General features: G+C 36.1%; 14 protein-coding genes. 7 read left to right on the plus strand and 7 right to left on the minus strand.

Features of this window, described 5'->3' with window-relative positions; translation table 11 throughout:
* From HYN56_RS20460 to HYN56_RS20470, 3 genes are all read right to left on the minus strand, one after another.
* The gene (locus HYN56_RS20460; protein WP_109193880.1) at window positions 1-798 is read right to left on the minus strand and encodes an SDR family oxidoreductase; all 798 of its coding nucleotides are present in this window, start codon (window positions 796-798) and stop codon (window positions 1-3) included.
* 325 nt (window positions 799-1,123) lie between these two features.
* Window positions 1,124-2,137 carry a zinc-binding alcohol dehydrogenase family protein gene (locus HYN56_RS20465; RefSeq protein ID WP_109193881.1) on the minus strand — a complete coding sequence of 338 codons (1,014 nt, stop codon included), beginning with the start codon at window positions 2,135-2,137 and terminating at the stop codon, window positions 1,124-1,126.
* 172 nt (window positions 2,138-2,309) lie between these two features.
* Complete coding sequence (locus HYN56_RS20470; RefSeq protein ID WP_109193882.1) at window positions 2,310-3,164, minus strand: fumarylacetoacetate hydrolase family protein; 855 nt, start codon at window positions 3,162-3,164, stop codon at window positions 2,310-2,312.
* Between the two features lie 365 nt (window positions 3,165-3,529).
* Here HYN56_RS20470 and HYN56_RS20475 point away from each other — a divergent pair, with 365 nt between their 5' ends.
* From HYN56_RS20475 to fucP, 7 genes are all read left to right on the plus strand, one after another.
* Window positions 3,530-4,678, plus strand: coding sequence for an ABC transporter substrate-binding protein (locus HYN56_RS20475; RefSeq protein WP_109193883.1), 1,149 nt, complete (start codon window positions 3,530-3,532; stop codon window positions 4,676-4,678).
* A complete protein-coding gene (locus HYN56_RS20480) occupies window positions 4,675-5,823 on the plus strand; it encodes a CaiB/BaiF CoA transferase family protein (protein ID WP_109193884.1) in 1,149 nt (382 codons plus the stop codon). Before HYN56_RS20475 ends, HYN56_RS20480 begins: the two co-directional genes overlap by 4 nt.
* A 174-nt stretch (window positions 5,824-5,997) precedes the next feature.
* Complete coding sequence (locus tag HYN56_RS20485; protein WP_109193885.1) at window positions 5,998-7,137, plus strand: CaiB/BaiF CoA transferase family protein; 1,140 nt, start codon at window positions 5,998-6,000, stop codon at window positions 7,135-7,137.
* Window positions 7,137-8,393 (plus strand): extracellular solute-binding protein, encoded by a 1,257-nt coding sequence (locus HYN56_RS20490; RefSeq protein ID WP_109193886.1) that lies wholly within the window; start codon window positions 7,137-7,139, stop codon window positions 8,391-8,393. The genes HYN56_RS20485 and HYN56_RS20490 overlap by 1 nt, the downstream gene beginning before the upstream one ends.
* A gap of 33 nt (window positions 8,394-8,426) precedes the next feature.
* Window positions 8,427-9,500 carry a Gfo/Idh/MocA family protein gene (locus HYN56_RS20495; protein WP_109193887.1) on the plus strand — a complete coding sequence of 358 codons (1,074 nt, stop codon included), beginning with the start codon at window positions 8,427-8,429 and terminating at the stop codon, window positions 9,498-9,500.
* Window positions 9,501-9,597: 97 nt separating this feature from the next.
* Window positions 9,598-10,041, plus strand: coding sequence for a MaoC/PaaZ C-terminal domain-containing protein (locus tag HYN56_RS20500; protein ID WP_109193888.1), 444 nt, complete (start codon window positions 9,598-9,600; stop codon window positions 10,039-10,041).
* A gap of 195 nt (window positions 10,042-10,236) precedes the next feature.
* Window positions 10,237-11,544 (plus strand): L-fucose:H+ symporter permease, encoded by a 1,308-nt coding sequence (gene fucP, locus HYN56_RS20505; protein WP_109193889.1) that lies wholly within the window; start codon window positions 10,237-10,239, stop codon window positions 11,542-11,544.
* 352 nt (window positions 11,545-11,896) lie between these two features.
* Here fucP and HYN56_RS20510 read toward each other — a convergent pair whose 3' ends face one another.
* The 4 genes from HYN56_RS20510 to HYN56_RS20525 form a co-directional block, all read right to left on the minus strand.
* Window positions 11,897-12,385 carry a hypothetical protein gene (locus HYN56_RS20510; protein ID WP_109193890.1) on the minus strand — a complete coding sequence of 163 codons (489 nt, stop codon included), beginning with the start codon at window positions 12,383-12,385 and terminating at the stop codon, window positions 11,897-11,899.
* Between the two features lie 343 nt (window positions 12,386-12,728).
* Window positions 12,729-14,135: an efflux transporter outer membrane subunit gene (locus HYN56_RS20515; protein ID WP_109193891.1), complete on the minus strand. Its 1,407-nt coding sequence runs from the start codon at window positions 14,133-14,135 to the stop codon at window positions 12,729-12,731.
* 18 nt (window positions 14,136-14,153) lie between these two features.
* Window positions 14,154-17,324: an efflux RND transporter permease subunit gene (locus tag HYN56_RS20520; protein ID WP_109193892.1), complete on the minus strand. Its 3,171-nt coding sequence runs from the start codon at window positions 17,322-17,324 to the stop codon at window positions 14,154-14,156.
* Between the two features lie 5 nt (window positions 17,325-17,329).
* The gene (locus HYN56_RS20525) at window positions 17,330-18,484 is read right to left on the minus strand and encodes an efflux RND transporter periplasmic adaptor subunit (RefSeq protein WP_109193893.1); all 1,155 of its coding nucleotides are present in this window, start codon (window positions 18,482-18,484) and stop codon (window positions 17,330-17,332) included.
* Window positions 18,485-18,505: the final 21 nt, after the last annotated feature.

Raw genomic sequence — 18,505 nt, forward strand, 5'->3', positions numbered from 1 at the left:
TTAATTAACATCGCTGATTAATGCACGGTCTAAATGTACGTAACCTCCATCCACAAAAACAAATTGTCCTGTAGTATGTGATGATTTTTCAGAAATGATGAAAAGTGCCGTATCAGCAATTTCTTCTGTTTTAGTCATTCGGCTTTCTAATGGAATCGTTTTACTAATTTTTTTCAAGACCGCCTCTCCATCTGGCAATGTTTTAATCCAATCTTCATAAGCCGGCGTATAACTTTCAGCAATAATAATGGCATTCGAACGGATTCCGTACTGAATCAAATCTACTGCCCATTCTCTTGTTAAGCCTAAAACTCCGCCTTTCGCAGCAGCGTAACCAGAAGTTCCGCCCTGTCCAGTTAAGGCAACTTTTGAACCAATATTCAAAATATTACCTTTTGATTCTTTTAAGTATGGAAGTGAATATTTAGCTAAAAGAAAATAACTTACCACATTCAGTTTCAAAGAATTCATAAAATCCTCGTAACTCGAATCTAATCCGGCGCCATCATTAACACCAACGTTGTTGATAACAGCATCGATTCTTCCGTATTTAGCTCCAATTACTTTTACAGCATTTTCTATCGCAACAGGATCGGTTACGTCAGTCTGTACAAATAAAGAATTAACACCTCTTTTTTGAAGTCTTTCCGCGTATTCGAAACCTCTTGCATTTCTGTCAACCAAAACCGGAATCGCGCCTTCATCTGCTAATCTATTAACGATAGTTTCTCCAATACTGCCTTCTTTTCCAGCCGAACCGGAAACGACAACTATTTTATTTTTTAAGTTTAAATCCATTTTTGTGGGTATTAAAGTTTAGTAGTAGTTAGATTTTTAAACACATAGAAACATAGATTTTAAAACCGTTCAAAGGCGTTTCACCCGCATAAATACACATAGCTATGTGTTAAGAAAATAGTTTCTTTTTTATTCTCTTTTACAAACAATAAAAATCTATGTGTCTATGTGTTTATATATTTTTCCTCATTTTTGTCATTTCGACGAAGGAGAAATCTTCGTGAGTAGCTCCATACAGAAATTCGCCAATCTTTGTAGAGTTTCTTGCGGAGATCCTTCCTTCGTCAGGATGACAAACTAAAGCGTAAATTCTTTATCAAAAAAACTATTCTATTTCAATTAACGCCTTAATCACATTATTTTTAGGATCAATCAAATTCCCAAAATCAGTAATCATTTCATCAAAACTAGTTCTGTGCGTGATGTATTTTTTTGGATCGATTTTTCCTTCTTTCAGGCATTTCATTACATATTCGAAATCTTCGATTGTAGCATTTCGGCTGCTCATTAAAGTCGATTCTCTTTTGTGGAAATCAGGGTGACTGAAACTCAATTCTCCTTTTTGAAGTCCGACCAAAACAAATCTTCCGCCATGCGAAATATAATTGAAAGCGCTGTTCATTACTTTCTGATTTCCAGTCGCGTCAATTACAACATTTGCCATATCGCCGTTTGTCAATTCAGCTAATTTTTGAGCAACATCGTCATTCAACGGATTAATCGTTTCGTCTGCTTGTAACTGTTCTTTACAGAAATTCAACCTGTAATCATTAATATCCATAACGATAACTTTTGCTCCGGCAATTTTAGCAAACTGAATTAAACCAATTCCGATTGGTCCCGCTCCCATTACCAAAACAGTATCTGTTGGTTTAACCGCTGCTCTTCTAACCCCGTGTGCAGCAATTGCCAATGGTTCTACCAAAGCCAATTCATCATAATCTAAACCTTGACCGTGCAATAAATATTGTTCCGGAATCGAAACATACTCAGCCATTCCGCCATCAATATGAACTCCAAAAACTTTGATATTTACACAACAGTTTGTTAAACCATTTCTACAGGCAACACATTTTCCGCAGTTGAAATACGGAATAAACGTTACTTTATCTCCTAGTTTAAAGCCTTCAGCATTTCCTTTTACATATTCTGCGGCCAATTCGTGACCTAAAATTCTTGGATATTCAAAATACGGCTGAGTTCCTCCAAAAGCGTGAATATCAGTTCCGCAGATTCCGATTCTTTTAATTTTCAATAAAACTTCTCCCTCTTTTGGTTCTGGAATATTGGTTTCTTTTAATAGAAATTCCTGAGGTTTTTCGCAAACTATATATTTCATTTTTTTGTTTCGTTTAAATTTCTAATTAGACGCGGATTATGCAGATTCGCTATCGCGAAGACACGGATTAAACGGATTTTTTTATTATTTTTATTAAACTTAAAATCCGTTTAAATCCGCGTTTTTACGAAGTAAATCCGTTTTATCCGCGTCACAATAACAGATAGTTATATTACTTTTTGTAAGCTACAGCCTTTTGTTTGCTTGTTCCTAAACCTTCAATTCCAAGCTCAATAACGTCACCTGCTTTAATATAAATCGGATCCGGTTTTATTCCTAAACCAACTCCAGGAGGCGTTCCTGTGCTGATAATATCACCCGGAAGTAAGGTCATAAACTGACTTAAATAATGCAGTAAATAAGGAATTTTGAAAACCAGATTCAATGTGTTACTGTCTTGATATTTTTTACCATTTACAGTCAGCCACATTTTTAAATTATCCACATCGGCGATTTCGTCTTTTGTTGCTAAAAATGGTCCAAGAGGCGCAAAAGTGTCACTTCCTTTTCCTTTTGCCCATTGCCCTCCGCGTTCCAATTGAAAAGCTCTTTCGCTGTAATCATTTAACAAAGCATATCCAGCCACATAATCCAAAGCCTCTTCTTCTTCCACATAACTTGCTTTTTTGCCAACAACAAACGCCAATTCTACTTCCCAGTCTGTTTTTTCACTGTTTTTTGGAATAATCAAATCATCATCCGGACCGCATAACGAGGTAGTCGATTTAAAGAAAATAATAGGTTCTGTCGGAATCGGTGCATTGGTTTCTTTGCAGTGATCGATATAATTTAAACCAATGCAGATAATTTTTGAAGGTCTTGCCACTGGTGAACCCAAACGTACTGAAGCATCTACTTCTGGCAAAGCCGAATTACTTTCTAATGCTTTTTGCAGTTTTTCTAATCCGTTCTCTTCAAAGAAACTTTCGTTAAAATCAGTTACAAGTGAAGAAACATCATATCTTTTCTCTCCAATCAAAACTCCGGGTTTTTCTTTTCCGATTTCTCCAAAACGTATTAATTTCATAATCGTATATTTTTAGTTGTTAGTTTATAATTTGCAGTAATTCTTCTTTTATTCATTTAAAATTCTTCAAAAAGAACATGGCAAAATTAATAAATGTAAAAATCACAATTACAAAAATACTTTTTAAAAATTAATATCCGACCTATATTTTATTTTCCGTTAATGAAAATGACTAAACTTTAAATTTTTATAACAATTTTTAGACGGTTTGTAAAAATTATATCACTAATTATCAATTTATGTAAAAAAGATTTCTTAAAAAGAAAGGATTTCTTGTTCATTTCAATCTTATTCCTACTTTTGTAATTGTAAATTTTACATTTATTATTTCAATCGATTTCACTACCCAAAATTCCTATACAAAAATGATAAAATTAAAAGGCATAACTTGGAATCATACAAGAGGTTTGCTTCCTATGGTTGCCACATCGCAGCGTTTTACAGAACTACATCCTGAAGTTGAAATTTCCTGGGAGAAAAGAAGCTTACAAGAATTTGCCGATGCCTCTATCGAAGACTTAGCCAAAAGATTTGATTTATTGGTAATCGATCATCCTTGGACAGGTTTTGGAGCGCAAACCAAAGCGATTCTTCCGTTATCTGATTATTTATCAAACGAATATATTAAAGACCAAGAAAGTAATACTGTTGGAAAATCGTACGGAAGTTATGTTTTTCATGACAAATTATGGGCATTGCCAATTGATGCTGCAACTCCGGTTGCCTCTGCCCGATTGGATCTTTTAGAAAAAAATAATTTAGAAGTTCCTAAAACTTACGAAGATTTATTGGTTTTAGCGAAAAAAGGCTTAGTCGCTTTTGCCGGAATTCCCGTAGATGTTTTAATGAGTTTTTATATGTTTTGTTGCAGTTTGGGTGAAGCTCCTTTTCTGTCTGAAGAAAAAGTGATTTCTGAAACCACAGGAATCAAAGCCCTTCAAATGTTTAGAGAATTGGCGCAGTTGATTGATCCTGCTAACTTTAACAGAAATCCAATTCAGGTTTACGAAGCAATGGTCAATTCAGACGAAATTGCGTACTGCCCGTTTGCTTATGGTTATTCCAATTATTCTCGCATTGGCTACAGCCAAAACCTTTTACATTTTTATGATTTAGTAAAATTGAATGAGAATCCAATGATTTCATCTTTGGGCGGAACTGGTTTGGCTGTTTCTTCATTCAGCGAACATATTGAAACTGCCATAAAATATGCAGAATTTACTTGTTCATCACAAATTCAGCAAAATATTTATACCGATAATGGCGGTCAGCCGGGTCACTTACAAGCTTGGAAAAGCCAGAGAATTAATGGCGTGACACATGATTATTTCAAAAATACACTCCCTGCTTTAGAGCGCGCTTTCCTTCGTCCAAGATATTATGGGCATATGTATTTCCAGGATCATGCCGGAGATGTAGTTCGCAATTATTTGATGAATGGCGGAGACGAATTAAAAGTTTTGGAAGAAATGAATTCGCTTTACGCGGAATCTCTAAAAATCCAGACGGTATGAGACCTTTAGAAGGATTAATTGTTCTGGAATTCTGTCAGTTTTTAGCAGGACCTTCGGCTGGATTAAAACTGGCTGATTTGGGCGCACGCGTTATCAAAATTGAGCGTCCCATAAAAGGTGAAGCGTGCAGACAATTGAGTATTAAAGATTTATTTGTAGACGACAGCAGTTTGCTTTTTCATACCATTAACAGAAATAAAGAATCTTTTGCTGCCGATTTGAAAAATCCTGACGATTTGGTTTTAATTAAAAAACTAATCGAAAAGGCTGATATTATGACGCATAATTTCAGACCTGGAGTAATGGAAAAAATTGGTTTGAATTTTGAAAACACTCTAGCTATTAATCCACAGATTATTTACGGAACCATTACAGGTTACGGAAATGAAGGTCCGTGGGCAAAAAAACCGGGACAAGATTTATTGTTACAATCGCTTTCCGGATTAAGCTGGCTAAGCGGACGCAAAAGTCAGGCTCCAGTACCCTTTGGTTTGGCTGTAGCCGATTTAATGTGCGGGAATCATTTTGTACAGGGAATTTTAGCAGCACTTTTAAAAAGAGCTAAAACCAAAAAAGGAGTTTTGGTTGAAGTCAGCTTGCTGGAATCTATTTTGGATGTACAGTTTGAAGCCATTACTTCTTTCTTAAATGATGGAGGACAACAGCCTGAAAGAGGTGATATTAAAGGAAGTGCACATGCTTTCTTAAGCGCTCCTTATGGCGTTTATCCAACTCAAGACGGATATTTATCGCTGGCAATGGGCGATTTAATTTTCATTGGAAAAACTTTAGGTTTAGATTTAAACGCTTTCGCGGATAAACATCTTTGGTTTGAAAAAAGAGATGAAATCAGAACGATTTTGAGTGAAAGAATTAAAACCCAAACTTCTGATTACTGGATTGAAATCCTGCAAAAAGAAGGCATTTGGTGCGGAAAAGTTTTCAATTACGAAGAATTAGATAGTCAGCCTTTTGTAAATGAATTACAACTGAAACAAACTGTAAAAAATACCGAAGGTGAAACGATGATAACGACCAGAAGTCCGATTCAGTTAGACGGTGAAATTTTATTAAGCGAAAAAGCCGCTCCAAAAGTAGGACAAGATAATTTGAATATACACGAAGAGTTTATTCAAGCTAAATAAAACTCAACAGATTAAATTAAAATCTGTGTAAATCTGCTTTTATCTGCACAAATCTGCGTGAAAAAATCTATACGCAAAAGGTATTTCACGCAGATTTAAAAAGATTTTAGCAGATTAAACTAGATTTTAATTATTGAAAATAAGGATTAAACAATAAAACGGTTAAACAAAAAAATGAAACCTTTAGAAGATTATTTAATTATAGATTTCAGTCAGTTTCTTTCGGGGCCGTCAGCGAGTTTGCGTTTGGCTGATTTGGGCGCACGCGTTATAAAAATTGAAAAACCGGGAACGGGAGATATCTGCCGTACTTTATATACTTCTGATTTGATTATGAACGGCGAATCGTCTGTTTTTCATACCATCAACAGAAACAAAGAATCTTTTGCAATTGATTTTAAAAAGCCTGAAGAACTTCAAAAACTAAAAAAATTATTAGCCAAAGCTGATGTTGTGATGCATAATTTTAGACCTGGAGTTATGGAACGCATTGGTTTGAGTTATGATGACGTAAAAAGCATTAATCCGAATGTGATTTATGGTTCTATTTCAGGTTTTGGAGAACATCCTGATTTAAAAGATTTACCGGGTCAGGATCTGCTTTTACAATCGTTAACCGCTTTAACGTGGTTGAGTGGCAATCAAGAAGACGGTCCAGTCCCAATGGGATTGTCGATTGTGGATATGCTTGCTGGAGCGCATTTAGCCCAAGGAATTTTGGCAGCTTTATACAGAAAAGCAACGCATAATATTGGCGCACAAATTCAAGTCAGTATGTTGGAATCGGCATTTGATTTTCAATTTGAAACGATTACGACATATTTTAATGACGGAGGCGAATTGCCCGTTCGAACTAAAACCAATAATGCACACGCCTATTTGGGCGCTCCATACGGAATTTACAAAACCAAAAACGGCTATTTAGCATTGGCAATGGGATCGATTCCTGTTTTAGCTTCTTTGCTGCAATGTGATGCTTTATTGGCTTTCCCTGAAAATAAATTTACACTTAGAGACGACATAAAAAATATCCTTGCCGATCATTTACAAACGCAGGAAACACAGTTTTGGTTGGATATTTTAGAACCTGCAGACATTTGGTGTGCAGGAGTTTTAAATTATCAACAATTATTTGCTGAAGATGGATTTAAGGTTTTGAATTTTACACAGCAAGTCGAAATGTTGGATGGCTACACTTATAAAACTACACGCTGTCCGATAAAAATTGACGGCGAATATCTGACTTCAGGAAAAGGTTCGCCAAAACTGGGTCAGGACAACGAGAAAATTATTAAAGAGTTTATAGACTGCTGATGGAAAAAATTAGAATCGCCGTTCGAAAATTCGATCCGTTCGAAAGTACACTTCAAAAATTATGGGATGCATTTTCACTTCAAAATAATATAAAAATTGAAGCCGAAATGGTTGCCTTAGAACTTCACGATTTGTATGAAACCACGATTTCTGAAAAAGGTTTAAAAGAAGGAAAATGGGACATCGCCCATATTAACACTGATTGGATTTATGACGCTGCAAACGAAAATGCGGTTCTTAATTTATTTCCATTAATTGGAGAAAATCCGCCAGAAAATTTTCCTTTCGGATGGCATAAATCGCTTTTACATTTGCAGAAACTAAGTAACGGCATTTTCGGACTTCCTTTTCATGATGGTCCAGAATGTTTGATTTACCGAAAAGATTTATTCGAAAACGAAACAGAAAAAGAGAATTTTAAAAAACAGTTTGGTTACGAACTTGCTACTCCGAAAACTTGGCAGGAATTCGCCCAAATTGCCACATTTTTTAATCGTCCCGAACAAAATTTATATGGTGCTGTTTTTGCCAATTATCCGGACGGGCATAATATGGTTTTTGACTTCTGTCTGCAATTATGGACGCGTGGCGGTTCTTTATTAAACAACAAAAATCAGATTGACATTCATAACGAAGCAGCAATAAAAGCATTGGATTTTTATCGAAAAATGGTCAATGACAAAAATGCTGTTCATCCAAAATCAAGAGAATTTGGCTCTGTTGAAGCCGGTTTGGCTTTCGCCGAAGGACAAGCTGCAATGGCGATCAACTGGTTCGGATTTGCTTCTATGGCAGAAGTAATTGAAGAATCGAAAGTAAAAGGAAAAATCGATATTACTTCCCTCCCATCTGATCCGGGGCATAAAACAGCTTCTTTGAATGTTTATTGGCTGTATACCATTGGTTCGGGAAGCAAACACCAAAAGCTAGCTTATGATTTTTTACGTTTTGCAACAACGCCAGAAAGCGACAAATTATTGACAACCGAAGGCGGAATCGGATGCCGAAAATCGACTTGGAAAGATGCAGAAATCAATACTTTGATTCCATTTTATCACAAACTGGAAATGCTTCATGAAAATGCATTGACACTTCCTCAAACGCCAATCTGGCCAAAAGTAGCTGAATTGATTGACGGCACTGTTTTAAAAGCGATTGAAACTGATATCTCATCAGCTATAATTTTAGAGGAAACTCAGAAAAAAATTAAAGAATTAAGTCAAGGAACAACATTACACAGCTCTGTCAAAAATTAAACTTGACAGACTCAATTTCAAAATATAGAACAAATGAATATTCCCTATAAACCTTTACTTCCCCAAACAGAACAGCCTATTGTGATTATTGGAGCAAGCGGTATTGTAAAAGATGCGCATCTTCCTGCTTATGAAATGGCTGGTTTTAAAGTTTTTGGTATTACCAACAGAACGATTTCTAAAGCATACGATTTACAGAAACAATTCAAAATCGATCATGTTTTTGAAAGTGTTGCCGATGCAGTTAAAAATGCACCGTCAAACGCTGTTTACGATATTACGGTTCTGCCTGATCAATACATTGAAATTCTGGAGCAATTACCTGACGGAGCTGCGGTTTTAATTCAGAAACCAATGGGAAATGATTTGGCTCAGGCACGTGAAATCGTAGAAGTCTGCGAAAGAAAAAATTTGGTTGCGGCAATCAATTTCCAATTGCGTTTTGCATCTTTTGTAAGCGCCGCCCGATATTTAATCGATCAGGGAATTATTGGCGAATTATACGATTTAGAATTTAAAGTAACTGTAAATACACCTTGGGAATTGTTTCCTTTAATTAAAGAACATCCAAGATTGGAGATTCTTTTCCACAGCGTTCATTACATCGACTGTATCCGATCTTTCCTAGGAAATCCTAAAAGTGTTTATGCTAAAACAGCCAAGCATCCGCTTAAGAAATTATCTTCAAGCCGATCTACGATTATCTTGGATTATGGCGAAGATAAACATGTTGTCATCAATACAAATCACGATCATCATTTCGGTCCAAAACATGAAGAAAGTTACATTAAATGGGAAGGAACAAAAGGCGCCATTAAAGCAAAAATGGGCTTGCTGATGAACTATCCTGACGGTCTTCCGGACGTTTTTGAGTATGCTTTGCCGAGAAAAGATAATGAAAATGAATACGAATGGACAGAAGTAAAACTGGAAGGCTCTTGGTTTCCTGAAGCTTTTATTGGTGCAATGTCTAATCTGATGCGTTACAAAGAGGGTTCTGACGAAAAATTGTTTGCCAGCGTTCAGGATGTTTTAGGAACAATGAAGGTTATAGAAGCGTGTTATGTGAGTAGTAAAAACGGTGGAATTTCTTTTGATGAAGTGTAATTAAAACACTATATTTCAAAACCAAAAAAAAACAAATTTCAATCTTCTTCAAAACGAACGTATTTTAGAAGTAAGGCTGATAAAAAATATCTAGAATATGTATTTTAAATCGACTTTTTTCGAAGATTATCAAATCGACGACAAACGAGTAACTTTAGGCAGAACCATTACAGAAACTGATTTTGTAGTTCATGCCGGGCACACTGGGGATTTCTTTCCGCACCACATGGACGAAGAATGGTGCAAAACACAACCATTCGGACAAAGAATTGCCCACGGAACGATGGTTTTTGCTATCGGAATCGGATTAACGGCTTCTGAAATAAATCCTGAAGCTTTTTCAAGAGGATATGATAAAATGCGTTTTGTAAAACCAGTTCATATTGGCGACACCATCCATTCAGAAGTTACGATTTCTGAAAAAGGCGAAGCTAAAAATCCAGAAATGGGAACTGTAACAGAACACGTAGAAATCATCAACCAACGCGGTGAAGTCGTTTTGGTATGTGATCATTTACTTTTAGTGAAAAAGAGATCCTGAGATACTAAGACTCTAAGCCGCTAAGGTTTTAAATACTTTGCGACTTTGCGTCTTTGCGAGACTAAAAAAAAGACTGCTTTAAAATAATCTCGCAAAGACGCAAAGTCGCAAAGAAAAAATAAAAAGACTTTGAGTCTCCTTCATCACAAAACAAAAAACTTCCAAAAAAAAACAACTTAAAAAACTATCTAAACAATGCAAATTACAAACCAAGCCGGCGATCAACATGACGCACCTTTAGAAACTGGAAATGGTACTGTTAATTATAAAGTTCCATTTATTTTAATTACCAGTTTATTTTTTCTTTGGGGAATGGCTCACAATCTGGATTCTGTTTTGATTCCACACTTAAAGAAAGCCTGCGAATTAAACAATAGTCAATCCACATTGATTGATACTTCTGTCTTCTTCGCTTATTTTATAATGGCAATTCCTGCGGGAATGCTAATCAAAAGATTTGGTTACAAAACTAGTATTATTGTTGGGTTATTAGTTTTTGCTACAGGAGCATTTTTATTTGTTCCAGCTGCAGATTCAAGAACATATGAATTGTTTTTATTTGCTCTATTTGTTATTGGTTGTGGTTTAACAATTCTTGAAACCAGTGCAAATCCTTATGCTACTATTTTAGGTCCAGCAGAGGCTTCATCAAAAAGAATAAATTTAGCGGCTTCTTTTAATGCTTTGGCCGCTGTTGTTGCTCCATTTGTGGGTTCACTATTTATTCTCTCAGGAACGAATCATACAAAAGAACAAATGGCTGCAATGCCGGAGACTGAAAAAGCAGCTTATTTATTAGGTGAAGCTCAGGCTGTGAAAATGCCGTATATTGTTTTGGGAACTGTATTGGTTTTAGTAGCTATAGCTTTTTATTTCATGCACCTTCCTTCTATGAAACCAAAGCATACGGAAGTTGAAGTTAAGCCTGGTTTTTTCTCTGTTTTAAAATTTAGACATTTAACATGGGCTGTTGTAGCACAGTTTTTCTATGTTGGAGCACAAGTATGTGTTACTAGTTTCTTTATAAGAATTGCTCAGCAAGGAGCAGGTTTAGATGAAAAAACTGCTGCTTTTTATTTAGGAGGTTATGGTTTTTTATTTATGGCAGGACGTTTTATTGGCACTTTCTTTTTAAAGTTTGTAAAAGATTACGTTTTACTTTCGATTTACTGCGTTATATCCGCTCTTCTTTCTCTAGTAGCTATATACGGATCAGGAATGGGAGTTCTTTACGCTCTTGGAGGAATCGGGTTCTTTATGTCAATTATGTTCCCTACTATTTTCTCTTTAGGAATTAAAGGTTTAAAATCGAATACAGAAACAGGTTCTTCCTGGTTGGTTATGTCGATCGTTGGAGGTGCTATTATTCCTTACGGAATGGGAACTTTGATTGATATGAATCATGATGATATTCAGTCTGGATATGTTATTCCTTTAGTTTGTTTCTTGATTATTCTTTCTTTTGGCGCTATTGGACATAAAGTAAAAACGATTTCGGAATAGTTTTTTAGCCATAGATTATTTGGATTAAAAGGATTCTTTTAGCCACGAATTACATGAATTAGCACAAATCTATTTTAAAAATATCAATTGCCTCCGGCTTTAGCTGGAGGTTTTTTGTTTATGCAAATAAAAGGCTTCAGCCAAACTAGGCACAAAAGTTTGGCTAAAGCCAATAAATGTAGAATCTATTAACCTTCAGCTAAAGCTGCAGGCAATTCATTTTAGACACACATTAGCTTAAATTACACCTTTTATAAAAATAAAAATTCTTGCTAATTCGTGTAATTAGTTGCTATCATAAATCAAAAACGCCTCCAATTGGAGGCGTTTTCTTTCAGTCATGTTTTTTGGATTAACGGTGATTTCCGTTAGAGTGATCGTGGTTTTTGTCAGACTGTTTTTTGGAGTTATTTCCTTTGCTTTTACCTTTGTCATTTCCGTAATGGTTTCCGTTGTTTCCTTTTGGTTTTTCACCTCTGTTTTTCTGAGGTTTTCCAACATAACCTTTTGGATAAGATTTTATATGTTTAGCATGATAATAATAAGGAGCATCTCCTCTGTAATCTGTTAAAACAACTTTGTAACCAGAATACAAATCATAGTTTCTGTATCTTGACGGAAGTCTTTTTTCACGCATCCATTTACCTCCATTGTCATAGATAAATACGTTCTGATTTATATCATAATATACATCGATATCTGGCAGGTAATAATATCTGCTGTCATCATAACCTTGTGGTCCCCAATTTGGAGGAGTTCCAATATTTACATTAACCGATACTTGCGCCTGGGCAAAAAACACACTCATAAAGAGTACTGAGGCGAATACTAATTTTTTCATGATCTTTAGTTTTAATATTTATTTTAGTAGATAGGAGTCTAAATTAATGCCAATATTTAAGATTATCGCATTCATTATACGGAAACTGGAAAATAATCGACGAATAGTGCTTTACAGCCGATGTACATTCAATAAAAAAACGCCCCATTTCTGAGGCGTTTTATAGTCATGTTTTTATTTAAATTAAGTGATCATCAAATGATCCTGATCGTGGGAACTTAAAGTATACTTTAATTACTTTATCCATTTCCAAAGGTAAATCCAATTCTATAATAATCAATTATTTATTAGACGAAAGGTATAATTATTCCGACAAACGACAATTTTTATAAACAAAAGAATTTTACTTCCAACCGCCACCTAAAGCTCTATACAAATTAACTACAGCTTGTAATTTCTGTAGATTATCATTAATACCACTTAATTGAGCTGATAAAAGATTTTGCTCTGAAGTTAATACGTCTGTATAGTTGGTCGCTGAGCTATATTCCAAGAGCTGTTGTGTAAAATCAACTGCTTTTTCTAAGGCTTCAATTTGTTTTTGTCTTGAATCTTCTTTTTCAACAGCCATTTGATACGAATACAATGCATTTGAAACTTCCTGACCTGCTACTAATAAAGTCTGCTGGAAATTATTATAGGCTTGTAATTGTTGTGACTGAGCCGTTGTTAATCTCATTTTATTCAATCCCTGATTAAAAATTGGCTGTGTTAAACCTCCAATAATAGAATAAAAGATAGAATTACTGAAGAAGTCTTTTAACTCTAAATTTGAAAATCCTGTACTGGCTGTAAGCGTTAAACTTGGATAAAAATAAGTTTTAGCCAAATTGGTTGCTTCAAAAGCTACTCTGAAATTAAATTCTGCCTGACGCACGTCCGGACGGTTTTCTAATAATTGAGCCGGCATACCGATTGCAATAGTTTCCGGAATAATCTGAGTTCCTAGTTCTCCTCTTTCAATTGTTCCAGGGCCTTGTCCTAATAAGATATTTAGAGCATTTTCTGTTTCACGAATGCTTTGTTTTAAATCCGGAATCAATACTTCTGCGGCATGCTGATTGGCTTCACTCTGAACAACTGCTGCACCTGTAACAATGGCTCCTTCTTTTAAAGCTTTGATTGTCTCCACATTTTTAATACGGCTTTCTAAAGTTTCCTGAGTAATTTTCAGTGATTTATCATAAGCCAAAAGCATAAAATAATTATTAGCAATATCTGCAATCAATTGTGTTTGTATCGCTTGTTTTGCTGCATCACTTGCTAAATAAGTTGCCAAAGCGGCTCTTTTAGAACTGCTCAATTTTCCCCAGATATCAGCTTCCCAGGAAGTACTTGCTCCTAATTTATAGGTTGTAGTTAAAGTATTGATATTGATTCCTGCCGGAAAATTAAGTCCCGCCTGTGATTGTTTGTTATGAGTAACATTGGCGTCCAATTGCAATGTCGGATAATATGCCAATTTACTTTGACGCAAAGAAGCACGAGCCTGTACAATATTCTCAATCGCATTTTTCAGATTCAGGTTCTGATCTAATCCTTTCTGAATTAAAGCGTTCAGTTTCTCATCTTTAAAAACACTCTGCCACGGCATATCAGCAATTGTAGTCGAATCTGTAGAAGACTGATCACGGTACAGCTGATCTGTTTTTAAAGTTGTGGGACGTTCGTATTTCTTGGTAACGGAGCACGCACTTAAAAGTGCGGCCGTCATTACCATTAGAATATATTTATTTGAACTATTAATCATTTCTTTCTTAATTAAATTTTACTCTTTATGAGCTTCTATTAAATGAATTTCCTCTTCATCATCGTCGTCGTCGTCATAACCATCTTTTGCAGGTCCGCTTATTTTTTCCTGTAAGTTTTGGAAAATGATAAAAAGAACCGGAATTACGAAAACTCCTAAAATAGTTCCGATCAACATACCTCCTACTGCTCCTGTACCAATCGATTTGTTACCAACAGCTCCCGCTCCTTTGGCAAACATTAAAGGAACAAGTCCAAGAATAAAAGCAAATGAAGTCATCAGAATCGGACGTAAACGTGCTACCGCTCCCTCAATTGCCGCTTGTACAACCGGAAGTCCTTTACGTCTTCTGTCCAAAGCAAATTCGACAATCAAAATACCATTCTTGGCCAGAAGTCCAATCAACATGATTAAGGAAATCTGTAAATAAATATTACTATTCAGTTTAAAAATAATCGAGAACAAATATGCTCCTGCTAATCCAAATGGAATTGACAATAATACCGCAAAAGGAAGAATATAACTTTCGTATTGCGCACTCAACAAGAAATAAACGAATACCAAACACAATAAGAAAATGAATATCGTTTCACTTCCGGAAGCTAACTCTTCACGTGTTAATCCAGAAAACTCGTAACCATAACCTGCCGGAAGGTTTTCTGCCGCAACTTCCTGAATGGCTTTAATCGCATCTCCCGAACTATAACCCGGTTTTGGTGCTCCCGTAATAGAAATTGACGTAAATAAGTTAAACCTTGAAATAGATTCCGGCCCAAAAACTCTTGTCATTTTAACAAACTCCGTAATTGGCGCCATATTTCCTGCACTATTACGAACAAAGATTTTATTTAACCCTTCGGTATTTGCTCTAAACTCAGGAGAAGCCTGAACCATTACACGATATTGTTTTCCGAACTTATTGAAGTTAGAAGCATACAATCCACCATAATAACCCTGCATTGTGGATAAAATGGTATTTATAGAAACTCCTGCATCTTTAGCTTTCGCTAAATTGACATCCATCATATACTGAGGGAATCCCGGGTTAAATGGAGTTGTGGCGTATTGAATTTCCGGACGTTCTGATAGTTTAGCTAAGAATTCATTATTCACTTTAAAGAATTCAGCAGTTGTATGTCCTCCTTTATCCTGTAATTGGAATTCGAATCCACCACTTTGTCCAAAACCCTGAATAGTTGGCGGCGAAATAAAGAAGATACTGGCCTCACGGATTCCGCTGGTTTTAGCAAAAAGTTGTCCAATTACATCATCAACACTTAAATCACGCTGATCCCAAGGATATAATTTTACGATTACCATACTGTATGCACTACCTGCTCCTGCCGTAAAGTTCTGTCCAACGATACGAAGTGTATTTTTAACTCCCGGGATTGTCTTTGCTATACTATCAACTCTTTTGGCAATAATATCCGAACGCTCCATAGAAGCTGATGGCGGTAAACTGATATTCGCGAAAACAGTTCCCTGATCTTCCGAAGGAACGAAAGCTGAAGGCGTGGTTTTCATCATATAAACCAATGCCACTCCAGCAATAATAATAGAAGCTAATGCAATCCATTTTTTCGCAGAAAGAAAACTTACCGAACGTTTGTATCTTGCTGTTACATTATCAAATGCAACGTTAAACGAAGTATAAAAACGCTGTAAATAGCTTTTATGTTTATGATCGTCTGCATGCGGTTTTAGTAAAAGCGCACATAAAGCCGGACTCAGTGTTAAGGCATTTACTGCCGAAAGAATAATCGCAACTGCCAGTGTAATACCAAATTGTTTATAGAAAACCCCTGTTGATCCGTTAATGAATGTTACCGGAATAAATACCGCCGCCATTACTAATGTAATCGAAATAATCGCACCCGAAATTTCGTCCATTGCATGAATGGTTGCTTTTTTAGCCGATTTATATCCGTGATCGAGTTTGGCGTGCACCGCCTCCACGACCACAATCGCATCATCGACCACAATACCAATGGCGAGTACCATTGCAAAAAGCGTTAATAAGTTAATCGTAAATCCGAATAAATTCAGGAAGAAGAACGTACCTACAATCGCAACAGGAACTGCAATTGCAGGAATTAAAGTAGATCTGAAATCCTGAAGGAAAATAAATACTACGATGAAAACCAATATAAAGGCTTCAATCAAAGTGTGAATTACTTTCTCAATAGAAGCATCAAGGTTTTCGTTAACATCCACCATAATGGTGTATTTCATTCCTTTTGGAAAACTCTTAGCTGCTTCTTCAATCAGTTTTTTAGAATTGATGATTACATCACGAGCATTAGACCCCGGAGTCTGGCTAATGGCCATCGCCGCCGATTCTACACCATTTGTTTTAATTGTTGAAGAATAACTTAAAGATCCTAGTTCTACTTTAGCTACATCTTTAAGTCTCAACATCTGTCCATTTCCAACCGATTTGATAATAATGTCCTCAAATTCTTTGGCAGATGTTAAACGTCCTTTGTATTTAATTACATATTGAAAAGCCTGATTTCCGTTTTCACCAAATTTACCTGGCGCCGCCTCAATATTCTGTTCAGCCAAAGCAGCAGAAATGTCGCTCGGAATCAGTTTGTATTGCTGCATTACGTCTGGTTTCAGCCAGATTCTCATCGAGTAATCTTTTGCGCCAAAAACGGTTACATCACCTACTCCAACTACACGCTGAATCTGCGGTACAAGATTGATCTTTGCATAGTTTTGAAGAAACGTTTGGTCGTAAGCTTTATCGTCACTGTATAAAGAGAAAATCAATAAGTTACTACTCTGGCTTTTGGTTACTGTAACCCCAGCCTGAGTTACCTCTACAGGTAATAAACTTGTTGCTCTGGAAACCCTGTTCTGCACGTTTACCGCTGCTAAATCAGGATTGGTTCCTACTTTAAAGAAAACTTTAATAGAGGCATTTCCGTCGTTTGTTGCTGTAGAAGTCATGTAAGTCATGTTTTCTACACCATTAATTTGTTCTTCCAGCGGAATTACGATACTTTTAAGTACCACATCTGCGTTGGCTCCGGTATAACTTGCTGCCACGTTTACCGTTGGCGGTGCTATATCCGGATATTGAGAAATCGGTAACTCAATTAGGCCTAAAACACCTAAAATAACGATAATAACAGATATTACCGTTGAGAGTACGGGTCTTTGTATAAACTTTTTAAACATTTCTTTTATTTTAAATCGGCGTAAACTGTTTCCGGGCTTTGATTATGGGCTTTAATTTCAGTTCCTTCTTTTAGCGAAGCAACACCTTCTAATACGATTTGGTCACCAGCTTGTAAACCGCTTGTTACTACATAATAGTTTCCTGCTGTATTTTCAAGTACTGTGATATTAGCATTTCTCGTTTTACCATCTTTACCTAAAACTACTGCGAACATTTTATCCTGAAGTTCAAATGTTGCACTTTGAGGAATAATAATTCCGGCTTTTACTTCTTTTGGAATACGAACTGTAGTACTGCTTCCGCTTCTGATAATTCCTTTTGGATTTGGAAAACGAGCTCTTACATTTACGGTACCGGTTTCTGTATTGATTAATCCGTTTACCGTTTCAATATGTCCTTTTTGATCATAAGCAGAACCGTCTGAAAGCACCAGAGAAACTGCTGGCATATTTTTCAATTTTTGGTTTAATGAAGCTCCCGCATCTTTAGTAAAATTCAATAATGATTTCTCATTCATTGCAAAATACGCATATACATTACCAATGCTTGAAACTGTTGTTAAAGGTTCGGTCGTATTGGAACTTACCAAACTTCCTAAACGGAAAGGAATTGAGCCAACAACTCCATTTACAGGACTTGTAACGGTAGTATATCCTAAATTAACTTTAGCATTTACCAAAGCTGCATTAGCCTGAGCTAAAGCTGCCAAAGCCGACTCATAAGTATATTGAGCTGATTCTAAATCGTACTTACTGATAATTCCTTTTTCTACTAAAGGTTTTACTTTGTTTACAGCCAATTTTGCTGCGCTTAAATCTGCCTGAGCACTTTTAATACTTGCAGTTGCTGTACGAACTTGCTGCTCATATTCCGGAGCGCTGATTTTAAATAAAGGTTGTCCCGCTTTTACTACAGCTCCTTCGTCAACAAAAATTTTATCGATATAACCTTCAACTCTTGGACGAATCTCTATGTTTTGCTGCCCTTGAATACTAGCAGGAAAATCGCTGTTTAGTGTAGCAGATTCCGGCTGTAATGTCACAGTCTTATACTCTTTTATCTGCGGTGCTCCGCCAGCCTGAGCCGACTTATCATTTTTACCACAAGATGCGATAATAAATGCTGCTGCGAGAATACTTAAAAATGATTGCTTATTCATTGTGAAAAATGTGTGATTATC

This window comes from Flavobacterium crocinum (assembly GCF_003122385.1).
In the GTDB taxonomy this organism is placed as follows: domain Bacteria; phylum Bacteroidota; class Bacteroidia; order Flavobacteriales; family Flavobacteriaceae; genus Flavobacterium; species Flavobacterium crocinum.